The sequence below is a fragment of the Actinoplanes sp. NPDC051470 genome (assembly GCF_040682035.1).
In the GTDB taxonomy this organism is placed as follows: Bacteria; Actinomycetota; Actinomycetes; order Mycobacteriales; family Micromonosporaceae; genus Actinoplanes.
The window spans coordinates 237,067-254,546 of record NZ_JBFBAA010000003.1 but is presented as its reverse complement, the minus strand read 5'-3'; the positions used below and the strand labels follow the sequence as shown (position 1 = coordinate 254,546).

The 17,480-nt window shown below is 71.2% G+C and carries 19 protein-coding genes; 10 read left to right on the top strand and 9 right to left on the bottom strand.

The features are described 5' to 3' along the window. The first annotated feature begins 50 nt into the window (after nt 1-50). The gene (locus AB0M54_RS08265) at nt 51-1,457 is read left to right on the top strand and encodes a class II 3-deoxy-7-phosphoheptulonate synthase (protein ID WP_364332444.1); all 1,407 of its coding nucleotides are present in this window, start codon (nt 51-53) and stop codon (nt 1,455-1,457) included. Beyond that, nucleotides 1,450-2,439 carry a GntG family PLP-dependent aldolase gene (locus AB0M54_RS08260; RefSeq protein WP_364469879.1) on the top strand — a complete coding sequence of 330 codons (990 nt, stop codon included), beginning with the start codon at nt 1,450-1,452 and terminating at the stop codon, nt 2,437-2,439. Before AB0M54_RS08265 ends, AB0M54_RS08260 begins: the two co-directional genes overlap by 8 nt. Here the strand turns inward: AB0M54_RS08260 and AB0M54_RS08255 are convergent. The 3 genes from AB0M54_RS08255 to AB0M54_RS08245 all read right to left on the bottom strand — a co-directional run bounded on the left by AB0M54_RS08255 (nt 2,417) and on the right by AB0M54_RS08245 (nt 6,131). Continuing rightward, entirely contained in the window at nt 2,417-3,280 is an 864-nt protein-coding gene (locus tag AB0M54_RS08255; protein ID WP_364469877.1) for a deoxyribonuclease IV, read from the bottom strand. The genes AB0M54_RS08260 and AB0M54_RS08255 overlap by 23 nt on opposite strands. Next, nucleotides 3,271-5,205: a Stk1 family PASTA domain-containing Ser/Thr kinase gene (gene pknB / locus AB0M54_RS08250; RefSeq protein WP_364469875.1), complete on the bottom strand. Its 1,935-nt coding sequence runs from the start codon at nt 5,203-5,205 to the stop codon at nt 3,271-3,273. The genes AB0M54_RS08255 and pknB overlap by 10 nt, the downstream gene beginning before the upstream one ends. A gap of 131 nt (nt 5,206-5,336) precedes the next feature. Beyond that, complete coding sequence (locus tag AB0M54_RS08245) at nt 5,337-6,131, bottom strand: hypothetical protein (RefSeq protein WP_364469873.1); 795 nt, start codon at nt 6,129-6,131, stop codon at nt 5,337-5,339. A 40-nt stretch (nt 6,132-6,171) separates the two neighbouring features. On the opposite strand from AB0M54_RS08245, the gene AB0M54_RS08240 reads away from it, so the two are divergent. From AB0M54_RS08240 to AB0M54_RS08230, 3 genes are read left to right on the top strand one after another with little or no spacing between them, the layout of a single operon-like run. After that, nucleotides 6,172-6,549 (top strand): Rv2175c family DNA-binding protein, encoded by a 378-nt coding sequence (locus tag AB0M54_RS08240; protein ID WP_364332476.1) that lies wholly within the window; start codon nt 6,172-6,174, stop codon nt 6,547-6,549. 7 nt (nt 6,550-6,556) lie between these two features. Next, nucleotides 6,557-6,868, top strand: coding sequence for a lycopene cyclase domain-containing protein (locus tag AB0M54_RS08235; RefSeq protein ID WP_364469871.1), 312 nt, complete (start codon nt 6,557-6,559; stop codon nt 6,866-6,868). Then, entirely contained in the window at nt 6,865-7,161 is a 297-nt protein-coding gene (locus tag AB0M54_RS08230) for a lycopene cyclase domain-containing protein (protein WP_364332426.1), read from the top strand. The genes AB0M54_RS08235 and AB0M54_RS08230 overlap by 4 nt, the downstream gene beginning before the upstream one ends. Here the strand turns inward: AB0M54_RS08230 and AB0M54_RS08225 are convergent. Next, on the bottom strand, nt 7,142-8,197 hold the full coding sequence (locus tag AB0M54_RS08225) for a polyprenyl synthetase family protein (protein WP_364470051.1): 1,056 nt from the start codon (nt 8,195-8,197) through the stop codon (nt 7,142-7,144). The two genes, AB0M54_RS08230 and AB0M54_RS08225, sit on opposite strands and share 20 nt — an antisense overlap. A gap of 53 nt (nt 8,198-8,250) precedes the next feature. On the opposite strand from AB0M54_RS08225, the gene metF reads away from it, so the two are divergent. From metF to AB0M54_RS08210, 3 genes are all read left to right on the top strand, one after another. Beyond that, entirely contained in the window at nt 8,251-9,171 is a 921-nt protein-coding gene (metF, locus tag AB0M54_RS08220; protein WP_364332423.1) for a methylenetetrahydrofolate reductase [NAD(P)H], read from the top strand. After that, entirely contained in the window at nt 9,168-9,824 is a 657-nt protein-coding gene (locus AB0M54_RS08215; RefSeq protein WP_364469869.1) for a CDP-alcohol phosphatidyltransferase family protein, read from the top strand. Before metF ends, AB0M54_RS08215 begins: the two co-directional genes overlap by 4 nt. Nucleotides 9,825-10,172: 348 nt before the next feature. Beyond that, a complete protein-coding gene (locus AB0M54_RS08210; RefSeq protein ID WP_364469867.1) occupies nt 10,173-10,616 on the top strand; it encodes a hypothetical protein in 444 nt (147 codons plus the stop codon). A 269-nt stretch (nt 10,617-10,885) separates the two neighbouring features. Here the strand turns inward: AB0M54_RS08210 and AB0M54_RS08205 are convergent, their stop codons facing one another. From AB0M54_RS08205 to AB0M54_RS08195, 3 genes are all read right to left on the bottom strand, one after another. Beyond that, nucleotides 10,886-12,628: an alpha/beta hydrolase gene (locus AB0M54_RS08205; protein ID WP_364332414.1), complete on the bottom strand. Its 1,743-nt coding sequence runs from the start codon at nt 12,626-12,628 to the stop codon at nt 10,886-10,888. Nucleotides 12,629-12,721: 93 nt separating this feature from the next. Next, nucleotides 12,722-14,101: a radical SAM protein gene (locus AB0M54_RS08200; protein ID WP_364469865.1), complete on the bottom strand. Its 1,380-nt coding sequence runs from the start codon at nt 14,099-14,101 to the stop codon at nt 12,722-12,724. 38 nt (nt 14,102-14,139) lie between these two features. Then, entirely contained in the window at nt 14,140-14,502 is a 363-nt protein-coding gene (locus AB0M54_RS08195; protein ID WP_364469863.1) for a hypothetical protein, read from the bottom strand. Nucleotides 14,503-14,741: 239 nt separating this feature from the next. On the opposite strand from AB0M54_RS08195, the gene AB0M54_RS08190 reads away from it, so the two are divergent. Continuing rightward, nucleotides 14,742-15,410: a DUF4362 domain-containing protein gene (locus tag AB0M54_RS08190; RefSeq protein WP_364469861.1), complete on the top strand. Its 669-nt coding sequence runs from the start codon at nt 14,742-14,744 to the stop codon at nt 15,408-15,410. Here the strand turns inward: AB0M54_RS08190 and AB0M54_RS08185 are convergent. Continuing rightward, nucleotides 15,370-16,032 (bottom strand): HAD-IA family hydrolase, encoded by a 663-nt coding sequence (locus AB0M54_RS08185; RefSeq protein WP_364332405.1) that lies wholly within the window; start codon nt 16,030-16,032, stop codon nt 15,370-15,372. The two genes, AB0M54_RS08190 and AB0M54_RS08185, sit on opposite strands and share 41 nt — an antisense overlap. After that, nucleotides 16,029-16,172, bottom strand: a complete 144-nt coding sequence (locus tag AB0M54_RS08180; RefSeq protein WP_364332403.1) for a hypothetical protein — start codon at nt 16,170-16,172, stop codon at nt 16,029-16,031. The genes AB0M54_RS08185 and AB0M54_RS08180 overlap by 4 nt, the downstream gene beginning before the upstream one ends. 333 nt (nt 16,173-16,505) lie before the next feature. Here AB0M54_RS08180 and AB0M54_RS08175 point away from each other — a divergent pair, with 333 nt between their 5' ends. Then, nucleotides 16,506-17,378: a polysaccharide deacetylase family protein gene (locus AB0M54_RS08175; protein WP_364469859.1), complete on the top strand. Its 873-nt coding sequence runs from the start codon at nt 16,506-16,508 to the stop codon at nt 17,376-17,378. The last annotated feature ends 102 nt before the right edge of the window (nt 17,379-17,480 follow it).

Here is a 17,480-nt window from a genome sequence, read left to right as displayed (position 1 = left end):
GTTCGGTGCCCCGCTCCTTCGCGTGGTGCGGGCGTCATTAGGCTGGCGGCATGCGCCGAGAGTGGCATCAGCTCAGCTATCCGGGGTTCGGCAACCAGGCCCTGCAGACCTCCCGTCCGTCCACCGACTCCGCCGAGGACTCGGCTCTCGGCCTCGACCGGTGGCGTGACCAGCCGCGGGTGCAGATGCCGCCATGGCCGGACATGGCCGAGGTGGCCGAGGTCTGCCAGGTCCTCGAGAATGTGCCGTCGATCGTCGCGCCCTACGAGGTCGACCAGCTCCGGGTCAAGCTCGCCGACGTGTGCGAGGGCCGGGCGTTCCTGCTCCAGGGTGGCGACTGCGCCGAGACCTTCGCCGACAACACCGAGAGCCACCTGCTGGCCAACGCCCGCACGCTGCTGCAGATGGCGGTCGTGCTGACCTACGGCGCGTCGATGCCGGTGGTCAAGGTGGCCCGGGTCGCGGGGCAGTACACCAAGCCGAGGTCGGCCGCCACGGACGCGCTGGGGCTGCCGGCCTACCGCGGCGACATGATCAACTCGCTGGACGCGAACGAGAAGGCGCGGGTGGCCGACCCGCAGCGGATGATCCGGGCGTACGCGAACTCGGCGGCCGCGATGAACATGCTCCGGGCGTACCTCGCGGGTGGTCTGGCCGACCTGGCCGGCCTGCACGACTGGAACAAGGACTTCGTCCGCGCGTCGCCGGCCGGGGAGCGCTACGAGGCGATCGCCCGCGAGATCGACCGCACGCTCGACTTCATCCGGGCCTGCGGGATGACCGACGACGAGGCCCTGCGTACGGTCAGCCTCTACTGCTCGCACGAGGCGCTCGCGCTGGAGTACGACCGGGCGCTGACCCGCGTCTCGGACAGCCGCGCCTACGGGCTGTCCGGCCACTTCCTGTGGATCGGCGAACGCACCCGGCAGATCGACGGCGCGCACATCGACTTCATCAGCCGGATCGCCAACCCGATCGGCGTCAAGCTCGGCCCCGGCACCGCCCCCGAGCAGGCCATCGAGCTGTGCGAGAAGCTCAACCCGGACAACGTGCCGGGCAAGCTCACGCTGATCAGCCGGATGGGCAACGGCCGGGTCCGCGACGCGCTGCCGCCGATCGTCGAGAAGGTGACGGCGGCCGGCGCCAAGGTGGTCTGGCAGTGCGACCCGATGCACGGCAACACGCACGAGTCGTCCAACGGCTACAAGACCCGGCACTTCGACCGGATCGTCGACGAGGTGCTCGGCTACTTCGAGGTGCACCGCGGGCTGGGCACCCACCCGGGCGGCATCCACGTCGAGCTGACCGGCGAGGACGTCACCGAGTGCCTGGGCGGCGCGCAGGGCATCGAAGACCTCGACCTGCCGGACCGGTACGAGACGGCCTGTGACCCGAGGCTGAACACCCAGCAGAGCCTGGAACTGGCGTTCCTGGTCGCGGAGATGTTGCGTGGCTGATCTCCGGTCGGACACCGTCACGAAGCCCACGACCGAGATGCGTGCGGCCATGGCGGCCGCGCCGGTCGGGGACGACGTGTTCGGCGACGACCCGACGGTCAACGCGCTGGAAGCGTCGGTCGCCGCGATGTTCGGGCACGAGGCGGCGCTGTTCTGCCCGTCCGGGACGATGGCCAACCAGATCGCCCTGCAACTGCTGGTGCCGCCCGGCGGTGAGCTGCTGGCCGGGGCCGACGCGCACGTCCTGTCGTACGAGCTGGGCGCGGCCGCCGCGCTCGGTGGCGTCTCCACCCGGACCTGGGGCCCGGTCGGCGCCGACCTCGACCCGGCCGCGATCGCGGCGATGATCCGCCCGGCCGGCTACCCGTCGAACCCCACGCGGGCGATCGCGGTGGAACAGACCCACAACCTGGCCGGGGGTACGGTCGTCCCGCTCGCCACGCTGGCCGCCCTGAGGGAGACGGGCCTCCCGATGCACTGCGACGGCGCCCGCGTCTGGCACGCCCACGTCGCCACCGGCACCCCGCTCGACGCCTACGGCCCGCTCTTCGACACCATGTCGGTCTGCCTGTCCAAGGGCCTCGGCGCCCCGGTCGGCTCGCTGGTCATCGGCTCGGCCGAGCGGATCGCCCAGGCCCGGGTGCTGCGCAAGCGGATGGGCGGCGGCATGCGCCAGGTCGGCATCCTGGCCGCCGCCGGCCGGTACGCCCTGGAACATCACATCACGCGGCTGGCCGACGACCACGCCCGCGCGAAGCGGCTGGCCGAGGCCCTGGACACGACCGCTCAGACGAACATCGTCCTGCTCGACCTGTCGGGAACGCGCTGGGATGCGCCCGGCCTGGTCGCGGCGGCCGCCGAACAGGACGTGCACATCGTCGCCATGCTCCCGCGGGTGGCCCGGATCATCACCCATCTCGACGTCACCGACGATGACGTGGATCAGGCGATCGACGTACTCAAACAGCTCTTAACGACTTGAGCAGGGCGATGTCGGCCGCGTGGCCCTCGTGCTTCTCGGTCGGCGTCTCCACGATCACCGGCAGGCCGGCCACCGCCGAGTGGGCCAGCAGCTCGGCGAACGCGGCCGAGCCGATCCGGCCCTGACCGATGGTCTCGTGCCGGTCGCGCGTCGAGCCGCACTCGTCCTTCGAGTCGTTCGCGTGGATGAGCTGGAGCCGCCCCGGTCCGGCCGCCGCGATCAGCGCGTCCAGCGTCGCGGTCATCCCGCCCGGCGTGGCCAGGTCGTGCCCGGCGGCCCAGGCGTGGCAGGTGTCGAAGCAGACACCCAGCCACGGGTGACCCTCCACCGCGTCCAGGTAGGGCGCCAGGTCTTCCACCTTGGAGGCCAGGCTCCGGCCGCCACCCGCGCTCGGCTCGACCAGCAGCCGGGGCAGCCCGGCCGCGGCGGCCCGGTCGAGCAGCGGCAGCAACGCCTCGTGCAGCTGGTGCATGGCCTTCGCGTCGTGGGCCGGGTCGACCGAGGAGCCGGCGTGGAACACCACACCGGTCGCCCCGATCGCGGCGCCGCGGCGCAGCGCGTGCTCCAGCACGTCGACCGAGCGCTCCAGCGTCAGTGTGGTCGGCGAACCGAGGTTGACCAGCAACGACGCGTGGATGTAGGCCGGGACGCCGCGCTCGCCGATGCCGTCGCGGAACAGCACGTCCTGTTTCGGGTCGCCGGGCGGCAGGGCCCAGCCGCGCGAGTTGGACACGTACACCTGGACGGCCTCGGAGCCGGCCGCGTCGGCGTACCGAAGACCGGTCTTGGCCAGCCCGCCCGAGGTCGACGTGTGCGAGCCGATCGGCGACGTCAGAAGCACTGGATCGCGACCTCGGAGTTCGGTTCGACCTGGGTGTTCTCGGCCGGCTGCTGGGCGCGGACCGTGCCGTTCGGGTTGAAGTCGACGCGGACCCGGAGCCCGAGCGCCTGGAGCGCCTGCTGGCCCTGCGGGCACGGCTGGTCGACCACCCGCGGGACGGTCACGAACGGCGGGCCCTCGCTGACGTCGAGGCGTACCTCGGTGTCCTTCTCGACCCCGGCGCCCGCCTTCGGGCTCTGGCCGATGACCGAGTCGCGCGGCGCGTCGTTCTGCTTGCGCGCCTCGACCGCGGACAGCCCGAGCTGCTGCAGGATCTGGCGGGCCTCGTTGATGTTCTTGCCGTTCAGGTCGGGCACGGTGATCGGCGCCTTGCCCTTGCTGACCACCAGCGTGACCGTGTCACCGGGGCGCAGCTGGGTGCCCGCCTTGGGGTCGCTGGAGATCACGAAGCCCTCGCCGACCTGATCGCTGTACTGAGCTTTGCCCTCCTTGAGCTTGAGCTTGACGTTGTCGAGCTCGCCCTTGGCGGCGGCCAGTTCCATGCCGGCCAGGTCGGGCACCGGGTAGCGTTCCGGGCCCAGCGACACCGTGAGCGTGATGATGCCGCCCTTGACGATCTTCTCGTCGGCCGGCGGGTTCTGGCTCAGCACGACGTCCTTGGCGACCGTCTCGTCGTAGCGCCCGTCGCCGTAGATCAGCTCGAAGCCGGCCTGATCGGCCCGCTGTTCGGCCTGCGCCTTGGTCATGTTCACGAAGGTCGGCGCCTCGGTGTACCGCCCCAGGGTGACCCACCAGGTGCTGCCGACCACGACCAGGACCATCACCAGGATCGCGGCCGGGATCAGGATGCGGCGCTTGCCGCCCTCGGCGAAGAAGCCGCGCCGGGCCGGCGTCGTCCGGTGGACGCTGCCGCTCTGCTGGGGGAGCCGCGACCAGGTCGGCCGGTCGGTCTGCGGGAACGTCGTGGTGACGGCCGGAATCATCGCCGTGCGGTCGGCCGTGTGCCGCGACGGGACCTGGCGCAGCAGAGCCGTCTCGACGTTCGCCGCGCCCAGGTCGTCGCGGACCACCTGCACCTCGGCCAGCAGCGCGCCGGCGTCGGTGGGCCGGGCGCCCGGATCGCGGCGGGTGGCCCGGGCGACCAGGTCGTCGATCGCCGTGGGCAGCCCGCGGACCAGGGCGGACGGCTTCGGCACGTCGTTGTCGACGTGTTGCCAGGCCACCTGGACCGGGTCGTCGCCGTCGAACGGGACCCGGCCGGTGACCATCTCGTAGAGCACGATGCCGGCCGCGTAGACGTCGGTGCGGGCGTCGGCGTGGCCGTTGGCGACCAGTTCCGGCGCCACGTACGCCACCGTGGCCATCAGCTGGCCGGAGTCGTCGTTGCTGCTCGCCTCGACCGCGCGGGCCAGGCCGAAGTCGGCCACCTTGACCACGCTGTCGACCAGGTTGGCGATGCCGCCGCTGGGCGCCTCGGCGACCAGCACGTTCTCGGGCTTGACGTCGCGGTGGACCAGGCCGGCCCGGTGGGCGGCGGCGATCGCGGCGAGCATCTGCTCGAGGATGGCCAGCGCCTCCACCGGGTTGAGCCGGCGGCGCTGGGTGAGCAGGTCACGCAGGGTGCGGCCCTGCACGTACTCCATGACCAGGTAGGGCAGGCCCTGGTGGCGGCCCTGGTCGTAGACGGCGACCACATTGGGGTGGGTCAGCCGCGCGATCGTCTTGGCCTCGTCGGTGAACCGGTCCACGAAGTGGACGTTGGTCGCCTGTGACGGGTGAATGATCTTCAGAGCGACCGTGCGCTCGAGGCGCTCGTCGACGGCGCCGTAGACCGTGGCCATGCCACCACGAGCGACGCGACCGGTGATCCGGTAGCGGCCGTCAATCGTCGTGCCGATCAACGAGTCGGCGACAGTCGTGTCCATCGGCGTGAAGTGTATGTGTCTTTCTGTTGGCGACGGTTCAGGATGCCACAGCTGAGACCTAACGGGTAGGCCACACTGCTCCTGACCAGCGGATCCGGCACAGTGTGAGCTGTGCCGGACCGCCGTGGAACTCAGTGCCGGCGGTGCGCCCGCCGGCCGTCCGCGCTCGCCGGCGCCGAGCTGCTGCTCTCGGTCGGCTCCGGCGAAGCGGACGTTTCGGTCGGCGACGGCGACGGCGAGCTGCTTTCGGTCGGCGCCGGCGTGGTGCTAGGCACCGACGTCGGCGTCGGCACCGGCGGCGTGTTGCAGTCCCCGCAGCCCTCGCTGGTCGGTCCGGGCGCGTGCGGCGCGGTCACCACCTTGGTCACGGTCACCGTCCGCGGCGCGGGCTGGGCGAGAGGCGCCAGGGGTACGCCCGGAGCCGGCGTCGCCGCGGGCACGACGGTGATGGCCGGCGTGGCCGCGACCGGTTCCGCCGCGCTGCCCCGCCCCATCCCGGCGTTGGCCGCCATCGGGTCCTGGGCCTGCTCGCCGATCGCCAGCGGGTACGGCTCGGCCGTCGCCGGCTTCTCGCCGAGCAGCCCGCCGAGCCCGTTGACCACCGCGAAGTAGCTGCCCGCGGCGCCCGCCACGGTCAGCGCCGCGAACGCGGTGACGGCGGCGATCCGGCGGGGCGGTCGCCGGCGCGGGCCCTGGTCGTCGCCGGGTCGGGCCGCCTCGGCGGCGCCACCGAACGTGCTCATCCCGGTGGACGTCACCTCGGGGCCGTCCGGGGCCCGGTGGTAGCCCGGAGCGGCATCCGGCACCCCGATGCCGTCCTGGCCTACCACTGGGTTCTCGGGCGACGGCTCGCGCCGGCCGAGGTCGTACTGCAGCGACCGCATGGCGCCGGCCATCTCGGTGCGGGTCTTCCGCCACATGGTCATGGGATCCGTGCTCGCAATCTGCTCGGCGGGTTGTGGCAGGCTGAATGCCGTGAGTGAGTCATCTACGTCGTCGTCCACGCCCACGGCAGGTCCGGCCGGTTGGGTCCCATTGCCGGACGTTGCCGACAAATTGGACCTGTCCATCAGCAAGGTGAACCAGATGGTGCGCGACGGCCACCTGCTGGCCGTCAAACGCGACGGCATCCGGGTCGTTCCCGCGGAACTGCTGGCCAACAGCACCGTGCTCAAGCACCTCCCGGGCGTGCTGACCTTGCTCCGCGACGCTGGGTACAACGACGAAGAGGCGGTCCGGTGGCTCTACGAGCCCGACGACAGTCTCGACGGCAACGCCGCCCTCGGTCTCGGCGGCGACCGGGCGCGCGAGGTCAAGCGGCGCGCGCAGGCGCTCGGGTTCTGAGAGCCTCGTGCGGCACTTCTCCTACCTGTTCGTGCTCGCGGGGTGCCTCGTCGCGGCGCTGTGGCTCGAACCGGTGCTCAAGGTCGGCGTGCTCCGGCAGGGGCGGCGGCTGCTGCTGACCGTGCTGCCGGTGCTGCTCGTCTTCGTGCTGTGGGACCTGGCGGCGATCGCGGCCGGGCACTGGACCTTCGACCCCGGGCAGACCACCGGCGTGGTCTTCCCGGGCGGGCTGCCGCTCGACGAGGTGCTGTTCTTCGTCGTCGTGCCGATCTGCGCGATCCTCGGCTTCGAGGCGGTCCGGAAGGTCCTGAAGAAGTGACCTACACGGCCGCGGCGCTCCTGGGCGTCCTGGTGGCGGTGCTCGTCGACCTGTTCGTGCTGCGTACCCGCCTGGTGACCCGGCTCGTGTTCTGGGCGACGTACCCGATCGTCATCGTCTTCCAGCTGCTGTCGAACGGCATCCTGACCGGCCGCCACATCGTCGTCTACGACCCGCAGGCGATCATCGGCGTGCGGGTGGCGTACGCACCGGTTGAAGATCTTTTCTTCGGTTTCGCCCTGGTGCTCTTCTCGCTGTCGATCTGGGTGCGGCTCAGACCTTCCGGCGGGTAGCCGCCTCGGCCAGCTCCAGCAGCACACCCCGCGCCTCGTCCTCGACGTCGGCGGCGGCCAGCGCGGCCAGGCTCTCGGTGGTCAGCGTGACGATGCGCTCCTCGGTGCGGGCCAGCGCCCCGGAGTCACGGATGATCGCCCGCAGCCGCTCCACCCCCGCGTCGTCCAGCTCGGGGTCGCCGAGGGCCGCGTCCAGCACCGCCCGGTCCGCCGCCGGCGCCGTCTGGAACGCCGCCGCCACCAGGTACGTCCGCTTGCCCTCGCGCAGGTCGTCGCCGGCCGGCTTGCCGGTCACGGCCGGGTCGCCGTACACCCCGAGCACGTCGTCGCGCATCTGAAAGGCCTCACCCAACGGCATGCCGTACGCCGAATAGCCGGCACTCAGCGCGGCCGGCGCACCGGCCAGCGCGGCGCCCAGCAGAAGCGGCCGTTCGACCGTGTACTTCGCGGCCTTGAACCGGGCCACCAGCCCCGCCCGCTCCAGCGAGGTGTCGCCGGTGGCCTGCGTGTGCACGTCCAGGTACTGCCCGATGCTGACCTCGCTGCGCATCGCGTCGAAGGTCGGCCGGGCCCGGGCCAGGTCGGCGAGGTCGACGCCCGAGCCGTGCAGCATCTCGTCCGACCACACCAGCGCCAGGTCGCCGAGCACCACCGCGGCCGCGTCGCCGAACTGCTCCGCGCCGCCCCGCCAGCCCGCCGCCTCGTGCCGGACGGCGAACCGCCGGTGCACGGCCGGCTCACCACGCCGGGTGTCCGACCGGTCCATCAGGTCGTCGTGGATCAGCGCGCTGGCCTGCACCAGCTCCAGCGAGGCCACGGCGGCCACCAGCGGGTCGCTGTCCAGCCCGCCGGCCCCGCGGAAACCCCAGTAGGCGAACGCCGGCCGCAGCCGCTTGCCCCCGCCCAGCACGAACGCCTCCAGCGCGTCGGCCACGTCGGCCAGCGCCGGGTCGATCTCGGTCATCCGGGCGCGCTGGTCGGCGAGGAACACGGTGAGCGCCTTGTCGACCCGATCGCGCAGGCCCGCATACTCCAGGGGCGAGATGGTCACCGCGTCAACCTAGCCGCTGCACCCGGTAGAGTCCTACCGTGTCCCTCGGTCTGCCGTCCAAGCTCCCCGCCTCGCCCAGCATCGGTGAGTTGATCAAGGGCGCCACGCCGACCTTCTCGTTCGAGTTCTTCCCGCCCAAGACCCCGGCCGGCGAACAGCTGCTGTGGCAGGCGATCCGCGAGCTCGAGTCGCTGCGTCCCTCGTTCGTGTCGATCACCTACGGCGCCGGCGGCACCACCCGCGACACCACGGTCGCGGTCACCGAGCGGGTCGCCACCGAGACCACGCTGCTGCCGATGGCCCACCTGACCGCGGTCAACCACTCGGTCGCCGAACTGCGCAACGTGATCGGCCGCCTGGCCGGCGCGGGCATCCGCAACGTCCTCGCGGTCCGAGGCGACCCGCCCGGCGACCCGCAGGCCTCCTGGGTCAAACATCCCCACGGCATCTCGTACGCGTCGGAACTGGTCCGCCTGCTCCGCGAGGTCGGCGACTTCAGCGTCGGCGTGGCGGCCTTCCCGTACAAACACCCCAGGTCGTCGGATGTCGAGTCGGACACCCGCCACTTCATCGAGAAGTGCCGGGCCGGCGCCGACTTCGCCATCACCCAGATGTTCTTCGACGCCGACGAATACCTGCGCCTCCGCGACCGCGTGGCGGCGGCCGGCTGCGACACCCCCATCGTCCCCGGCGTGATGCCGGTGACCAGAATGGCCACGATCGAGCGGTCGACCCAGCTCTCCGGCGCCCCCTTCCCGCCCCACCTCCTCGCCCGCTTCGAGCAGGTCGCCGGCGACGAGGCCGCGGTCCGCGCGCTCGGCGTCGACCTGTGCAGCGAAATGTGCCAGCGGCTCCTCGACGAGGGCGTCCCCGGCATCCACTTCATCACGCTCAACCGCTCCACCGCGACGCGCGAGGTCTGGCAGCAGCTGGCCCCGACGCCCGCTCTGTCTTCGTGACCTGGGATTCATACGCTTCGGCGTGGGCTGACCTGCATGGCGGGTTCGACCCGCGGCAAGCGTCGCCGCTGGTCCGGGGCTGGGTTCGCATCGCCTGGCGGGCCGGGGTCTTGCTGGCCCGCCTTGGCCTGGGGCCCATGGCGGTCACCCTGGCCGGGCTGGTCTTGTGCCTGCTGGTGCCGTTGGCAACGTTGCTCGGCCCGCTCGGGTTCGTTCTCGCCGGTGTCCTGGTCGCCGCGGCCGCCTTTGCCGACTCCTTCGACGGCGCGGTCGCGGTGGTCACCGGCCGGGCGTCCCGCTTGGGCTACGTCGTCGACTCGGCCTCCGATCGCGTCGGCGAGGCCGCCTGGCTGGTCGCCTTCTGGCTGACCGGTGCGCCGGCCTGGCTGGTGGTCACGGCGGGCGGTCTGAGCTGGCTCCACGAATACGTACGGGCCAGAGGCGCCGCCGCCGGCATGTCGGACATCGGCGCGGTGACCGTGGGGGAGCGGCCTACCCGCATCGCGGTCTCGATCCCGGGCCTGCTCTTCGCCGGCTTGTCGGCGCTGATCCTCCCGTTGCCGGTCGCGACGGTCGCGGTCGCCGTCTGGCTGGCTCTTCAGCTCATCGGCCTGGCCCAGCTCGCCGTGGCCGTCCGCCGCGCCCTCACCTGACGCTCGCCTCTGCTCTACTCAAGCTTGCGGGCGTTACGCGATTCGAAGTCGTGAGGGTGTAACCAAACACGCTCTCCAAGCCTGCGCACTCAGCGGTCGCGTGACTGGCAGCCCCAAGGGTCCCGAGTCGATCGGCTCTTGACCACAACCTGCTCCGGTTCTGGCGCGCTGCGGGGAGCCCGGTGACGACGGGGCAGTCCCGTATCCCCTTCCTCGGCGCATTGCTCGACACCCTGTTGGCCTCGGCCGGGAATTTCGGCGCGACGCGTGAACCAGGGTCGTGCGGGGCCCGTGGTGGCGGTGAACCCGGGCCGCTCCGGACCGGGTGATCACCCTGTGGAGGGCATCATGCGGAAAGCGTCTTTCGTGACCGGTCTGGCGTCGGCGGCTCTGGTGACCGGTGTGGCGTTGGTGCCGGCGTCGGCGGCCAGCGCGGCGACGTACGGGCCGGTCACGACGAACTGTGGGGTCGTCACGTGTAGCGCGTATCTGTCGCGGTCGGCGACCAAGGCGGTGAACGAGAAGCTGACGCTGGCTGGGGGTGGGTATGCCGGGGTCGGGCTCATCGTGTGTGCGCCGTTGGCGCCGCCGCCGTTGACGCCGATCGGGGTGGCGTGCGGGGTGGCGGCGACGGTGCAGGGTGCGTGGATCGCGCAGGAGGTCGAGGACGCGGCCGAGCGGCACGGAGCGCGGGGCGCCTGTCTGAAGGTCACCTATACCAAGCCGGTCGGTAAGGTGCCGCCGCAGGTCACCTACTGGTCGACGAACAACGGCAAGTACTGCAAGGACTAACGGCGGCGCAGGCTGGGGCTGAGTGAGAGCCGGTCAAGGGCGGTCGGGACGAGTTGTTCCATCGCGGCGTGTTCGGCCTCGTCGGTCATGTGGCGGGGCAGCCAGCGCAGCGTGGTGGCCGGGATCGGTTCGCCGCCGAGGCGGAAGCGGCCGGTGAGCAGGCCCGCGGCGAGGTGCGATGGTCGACGTGGTGGGACCTGGATGCCGTCCGGCCCGAGGCTCGCAGGGGTAAGCGCCAGATTCGGTCACCCACCCCTGCGAGCGAACGGTTATCGCAGGCGGACGACCGGCGGCAGGAGCTTGGCCTCACCGGCGGCCGGCGGGGTCAGCTTGGCCACCGACGCGAGGTCGGCCGGAACACGCTCGGTCCGTGCCGTGCCGCGGGCCTTCGCGGTGGCGGCCTGGAACGGCTGGACGTCGCCGACGCAGAGGGTTCCCTCGGCCGGCAGGGCGCCGGTCAGCAGGTACTGGTCGACGGCGCCGGTGGCGCAGGCCGAGGTGCCGTACGCGGTGTGGCCCCAGCTGTCGCTGGACAGCAGCCGGCTGTTGGGCAGCAGGGCGGCCGAGGCGACCGCGTCGTTGTAGTTGGTCGCCGGGTCCCAGTAGTTGCCGACCACCAGCACCGGCGCCGCGGTCCGCTTGGTGAACGGGCCCCGGTAGGCGTCCTCGTCCTGGACGGTCCAGGTGTTGCCCGCGCAGGTCGCGTCGCCCCAGCCCCAGGCGCGGCCGAAGTACGGCGCCCGCTCGTCGGCCGCGGCGGTCAGCGCCGGCCACAGCGCGGCGTCCTGCGGGTGCACGCCGTCGGTGCAGATGACGGCCGAGCTGGCCTCGGCGCCGTTGTAGTAGGGGAAGTCGCGTCCCCGGCCGTCGAGACGCGAGGTGAGCCGCTTGCGGGCGGCGGCCGCGGTCTGGTCGGAGGCGTCGGGGTCGGTCAGCCCCAGCAGGTCCTGGGTCATGAAGACCAGATCCTCGTAGCCGTACGGGCCGTACAGCATGCTCAGCGCGGTGTTGACCAGGTCGGAGTAGCGGAAATAGTACTTGCCGGCCGCGTCCTCGAGCTCCAGCGGCTCGGCGCGCAGCCGGTCGGCGACCAGCTCGAAGTCGGCGGCGAACCGGCCGGCCTCGGCGCACTGCTCCTCGCCCCCGGCGTCGCAGCGCTGGAAGATCTCGGTCAGCGCCTTGTACGCGCCGTCCGCGCTGCGCAGCCGGTCGTCCAGGGTCTGGTCCTTGGTCTGCTGGTCGCCGGTCCACTTCGTCGGGTCGATGACGCCGTCGACGGTGATTGCCCGGAACCGGTCCGGGAACATGTTCGCGTAGTACTGGCCCAGCGCGGTGCCGTAGCTGAAGCCCAGGTAGCTGAGCTTCTCGTCACCGACGGCGCGGCGCAGCACGTCCATGTCGCGGGCCACCTCGGCCGTGGACGTCGCCCCGGCCAGCTTCTTGCCCGTGGTCGAGCAGGCCTTGCCGAGCTCCTTGGCGGAGGCGATGTACGCGGCCTCCTCCTCGGGCGTGTACGGGAAGAGCACGTTCATCCCGCGCAGCTTCTCGGTCTGCTCCTGGGTGTTCTTGAAGCACTTCACGTTGTCGCTGCTGGCGATGCCGCGCGGGTCGAAGCCGACGATGTCGAACTTGTCGAGCAGCTCCGAGCCGAGGAAGAACGGCGACGACAGCGCGATCGAGGTGCCGGAGCCGCCGGGGCCGCCCGGGTTCAGGAACAGGCTGCCGATCTTGTGCTCCTGGTCGCGGGCCTTCACCCGCAGCACGGCGACCTCGGTGGTCGGGCCGTTCGGCCGGTCGTAGTCGAGCGGCAGGTCGACCGTCTCGCACTCGGCCCATTCGTAGCACGAGTACCAGTCGAGCTGCGGCGTCGGCACCCGGTCGACGCGGCGGGCCTCGGCGGCGCTGGTGCGGTCGGCGGCTGGTGCGGCCGCCGCGGATGCCGGTACGGCGGCCAGCCCGGTGATGAGCAGGCCGGCGATTCCTCCGGCGAGGAATCGGTGTGTGGCTCTCATTCAGATGCCCTTCCGAACGGTGAGTCGCCGGCGGGCACCGGCGACCCCGACGACCGTACGATACGTCGACAAGTCTCGATATGTAGGCACTTGTCAAAGTGGACGCTTGCCGAAACTGCTCAGCGATCTCTCGAGCAAGGGCAGGGCGTGCAGGACATTTCGCGTACGAATCAGGAAGTCCCACACCGGTTCGAACTTCTTCCAGGCTCCCGCGTACGAAAGGTGCCTTGCCCGGTCACCGAAGGCGTCCTTCTGGGCGGCGCCACGCCAGATGTTCTTCCACCGGTAGAAGTCGCGGTACGCCCGCCAGTAGCCGGCCTCGAGCTGGTCCGGCGTCATCCCCTGCGGCCGGTAGACGACATGCCGCGTGTCGTAGCGGTGCCAGTCGCGGTGCACGATCCGCCCGGCCGCCTCCATCCGCCGGAACAACGCCGTCCCCGGATACGGCGTCATGATGTGGAACGTCGCCGTCTCCAGCCCGGCCCCGACCGCCCATTCGACCGTGCGGTCGAAGACGTCCGGCCCGTCACCGTCCATCCCGAACACGAAGCTGGCGTTGACCATCACGCCCGCGTCGTGCAGCCGCCGCGCGACCGCTTCGTAACTGTGCCCCACGTTCTGCCGCTTGCGCTGTTCCGCCAGATTGGCCGCATTGATCGTCTCGAATCCGACGAACATGCTGCGCAGCCCCGCTTCCACCGCTTTCTCCAGCAGCCCCGGGCGCAGGATCGAGTCGACCGTGCCGGCCGCCTGCCACACCCGGCCCATGCCCTTCATCCCGTCGAACAGCGCCTCGGCGAACTTCCGGTTGCCGAGCAGATGGTCGTCGAGAAAGTAGAGATGCTTTCCCGGCAGCCGCTCGATCTCGGCCAGCGCGTCGTCGACCTGCTGGGTGTAGAACGACTTCCCGCCTTCGAAGAACGCGTCCTTGTAGCAGAAGTCGCAATGGTGCGGGCAGCCACGCGAGACGACGATCGAGTTCGGCACCAGATAGCGGTTGCGCTTGATGAGATCGCGCCGGATAGGTGGGAGATTCGCGAGGGTACGCTCGGACGACGCGTACCGTGAATCGCTTTGCCCGCGCCGGAACTCGCGCAGGAAACGTGGCCAGGTGTCCTCGCCGGGACCCAGGAAGATCGCGTCGGCGTGCTCGGCCGCCTCGTCCGGCAGCGAGGTCACGTGCAGGCCGCCCATGGCGACGAACACGCCATGGGCGCGGTAGCGGTCGGCGATCTCGTACGACCGCCGGGCCGACGTGATGTACGCCTGGATCACCACCAGGTCGGGCCGGTCGTCGGCGATGACCTGGTCGATCCGCTCGACGTGCTCGTCGAGGATCGTCACCTCGTCGGCATCGTCCAGATAGGCAGCCAGGGTGGCCAGGCCGAGCGGCGGGAAGAGCGAGTACTTGATCGGCCGGAACAGCGGGCTGGTCGCCTCGGTCAGGGCGGGCAGAATCATCGTCACACGCACGCCCCGAAGGTAGGCCCGGCTCATGGAGCCGGTGTGCCTCAGTTGTGCAGATCCTGTGGCGTCCACCGGTAGTGCCTCGAGGTGGCGATCTCGTGGAAACCGCACCGGCGCAGGATGGGCGCGCTGTCCGGCGACGCGTCGACGTGCAGCAGCCGGAAGCCGCGGGCGACGGCCTCCCGGGCCCGGGCCGCGAGCAGGGCGCGATAGAGACCGCGTCCCCGCCATTCCGGCAGCGTCGTGCCGCCGAGCAGCGCGACGAATTCGGTGCCCGGCCAGTAGACCGACCAGGCGGAACTGACGATCCGGCCGCCGCCTCGGCGATCAGGATGGAGATCTGGCCGGGATCGGCCGACACCCGGCCCACCAGGTCGGACGCCACCCAGGAGCAGTCGAACCCCCACACCTCGGTCTGGTGAAGGGCGATGCGGCGTAGGTCCTCGGCCTCGCTGACCTGTCGCAGCACGACGCCGCCGGGCAGGACCGGTTCGGCGGCCACCTCGGCGGCGAGGCCGACCAGCACGGTCCACGGCTGCTCCGGGACGAAACCGGCCGCGACCAGGCGCTCAGCCAGATCCGTGGGCCGGTCGTGGGTCCGGAGCTTCCACCCGACGGCCTGGCCACGGACCTGGAAGAAGTCACGTTGGCGGACGATCAGACGGTCGAGCGCGGCGCCGGTGACGCCGACGTCGCGGGGCGCCCGGATCCGGCCCATGTGCCCGCCGACGATCCGGAGCACCGGGCCGTCGTGCTCGTAGGTCAGGCCGGCCGGGACGGCGCCGGCCGGCATGCGCATCTGCGCGTCGTAGGCGGCCAGCAGGGCAGCGGCGTCGACCATGGTCACATGGTGCCGGATCCGGCCGGGAACGGTGAACCGCGCGGCGGCGTCCCACCTCCCATGCGACGAGTCCTGATCCTGGCCGTACCGCTGGCGCTCGCCGCCTGCGCGCCCGATGACATGCCCCGCACCGAGCAACCCGTTCCGGTGACCTCGCTCGTCGTCAGCTGCGGCACCTTCGACCTGAAGCTGACCGATCCGCTTCCGGCCACGGCGGCCCGGTGCCTGACCGAATCCGTGGCGGAGGGGCGGCCGGCCCGGCTCCAGATCTCCTCGAACACCGACGAGGGCGACCCGATCATCACCACCTACAGCAGCGGTCCGGACGGCCGCGTCGAAGTGGTCACCGACACGCGCCAGGACAAATTCGGCCCCCGGCGGGTCACCGTCGAGACGTGCACCGGGATCACGGCGAAGGAAAGGTCGTTCGACGTCACCGGGTGCACCGAGCCGGAAGAGCGTCCAACGTCGTGATGCTCTCGACCGCGGTGGGCCGCTCACCCGCGCGGATCAGGGCCACGCCGTCGTGGCCGAGGTCGACCGCGGCCGCCACCAGCGCCGGGTCGTCGTCGATGAACAGGCACTCGTGCGCTTCGAGGCCGATCAGGTCGCGGCCGGCGGCGTACATCCGGGGGTCGGGTTTGGTGCACCCCATCAGCTCCGAGATGACGTAGCCGGCGAAGAACCGCGCGATCCCCAGCTCGCGGAACGTCTCGTCGAACCCGGCCGCCCAGTTGTCCGAGACCACCGACATGCGGATGCCGGCGGCGTGCAGTCGCTCCAACGCGGGCCGGGCGTCCGGGTAGAGCTCGAGAACCGGCCCGCTCGCCGGTGCTTCGAGTTCGGTGAGCAGATCTTTCGAAGCCGAGACGCCGAGTACGCCGAGGAGCACGCGATGGTAGTCAGCGCGGTCGGCCGTCCGGTCCCCGGCGTCAAGGAAGCGCTGACCCGCGGCGATCGCCTCGGGGAAGCGCCCCGCGTCCACATCGGGACGATGCCTCATGACGACGGATTCGAAGTCGTGGCGCGGGTTCCAGCGCCCACCGACCGGCCGGGTCAGCACACCACCGGCGTCGAACAGGACTCCACGGATCACCGGGCACCGGCCATCGGGGCGGCCGCCCGCAGCGCTTGCCGGACCCGGGCCAGCGCCGCCCGCACGAACCGCCGATCCCACCCCGGATCCGCCTCGACCCGCCGCAGCAACGCGACCGCCGACATCTGATCAAGCCCCATGCCTCGACCCTGCCTCGGCGACGGCCGCCCGGCAACCTCCGGCCTGGTCGAGGCTGCGCATCACCCGCTGGACCGGAACCCAGTACGGACCGCCGAGGGCAGACCAGTCCGTGGACGTGTGTGCGCTGGTAAGGACTGCGACGAGGCATCCGGCCGGACCGCGCCCAGGTGTCCAGCGGTGTCTCCACCATGTGCACGCCGCGGGATCGCACTGCATGGGCCGCTCGCCCCGAGACCATCACGGAATGAGTTCCCCGCTTTCGGGGCGCCTCGACGTCGTCGACGGCACGGCCGGGCGGTCCGGCGACCCGAACTCGGCGCGGAGCGGGTAGTGTGACGCGCCGGATGGCTGAGCAGATATCGACAGGCGCCTTGCGCTCGTACGTCCACATGGTCGCGTGGGCTGCCACACTGCTGGCGCTGGCCTCGTGCGGCGGTGCTGGCACTCCTCCCGCAGCTCGGGGAATCCCGCCGGCCTCGGCGGTGCCGTCGCCGACAGTGGTGGCGCCGTCCGCGGCGTCGTCAGCGCCCCCGTCGCCGCCGGTGACCTCGCCGAAGCCGCGGCCCGAGCCTGTCACGGCGGGTCTCGCCGGCAGCCGGCTCACCACGGGCTCGGCGATGGTTGCGCTGACCTTCGACGACGGCCCTGATCCGAGGGTCACACCGCAACTGCTGGACCTGCTCAGGACCCATCACGTGTCCGCGACGTTCTGCCTGGTCGGCGAGCGGGTCAAGCTTTATCCGAGACTGACGGCTCGCATCGCCGCCGAGGGGCACACGTTATGCAACCACAGCTGGGACCACGCGGAGTACCTGTACAAACGCGGCGACGCGCAGATGGCGCGGGATCTCGAACGGACGAGCGCCGAGATCCACCGGGCCGTGCCGGGTGTGCCGATCCGATATTTCCGGGCACCGTACGGAAACTTCACCCCGGGGCTGATCCACGTTGCGAGCCGTCTGAACATGATTCCACTGGGCTGGAGCGTCGACGACCAGTGCTACCTCAGTGACCGCTACGGCACCGGCAGAGCGATGGTCCGGCACATGACCGCACGGGTGCGGCGAGAGACAAAGGCCGGCGCGGTCATCCTCAGCCACGACTTGGACAAGCCGCAGACCCTGGTCGCGTACCGGCAACTTCTGCCCTGGCTGCGGAAGCGCTTCGAAATGGCCGCGCTGCCACCGGATCCGCCACCTGCGTGAGAGTCCGCGAGGAGACGGGAAGTTCTCCTCACTGCGCGATTGATGTCAGCGGTGGCGACCGGCCCGTAGGTCGCAGCGCTGGCCGCCGACGCCGGCACCAAC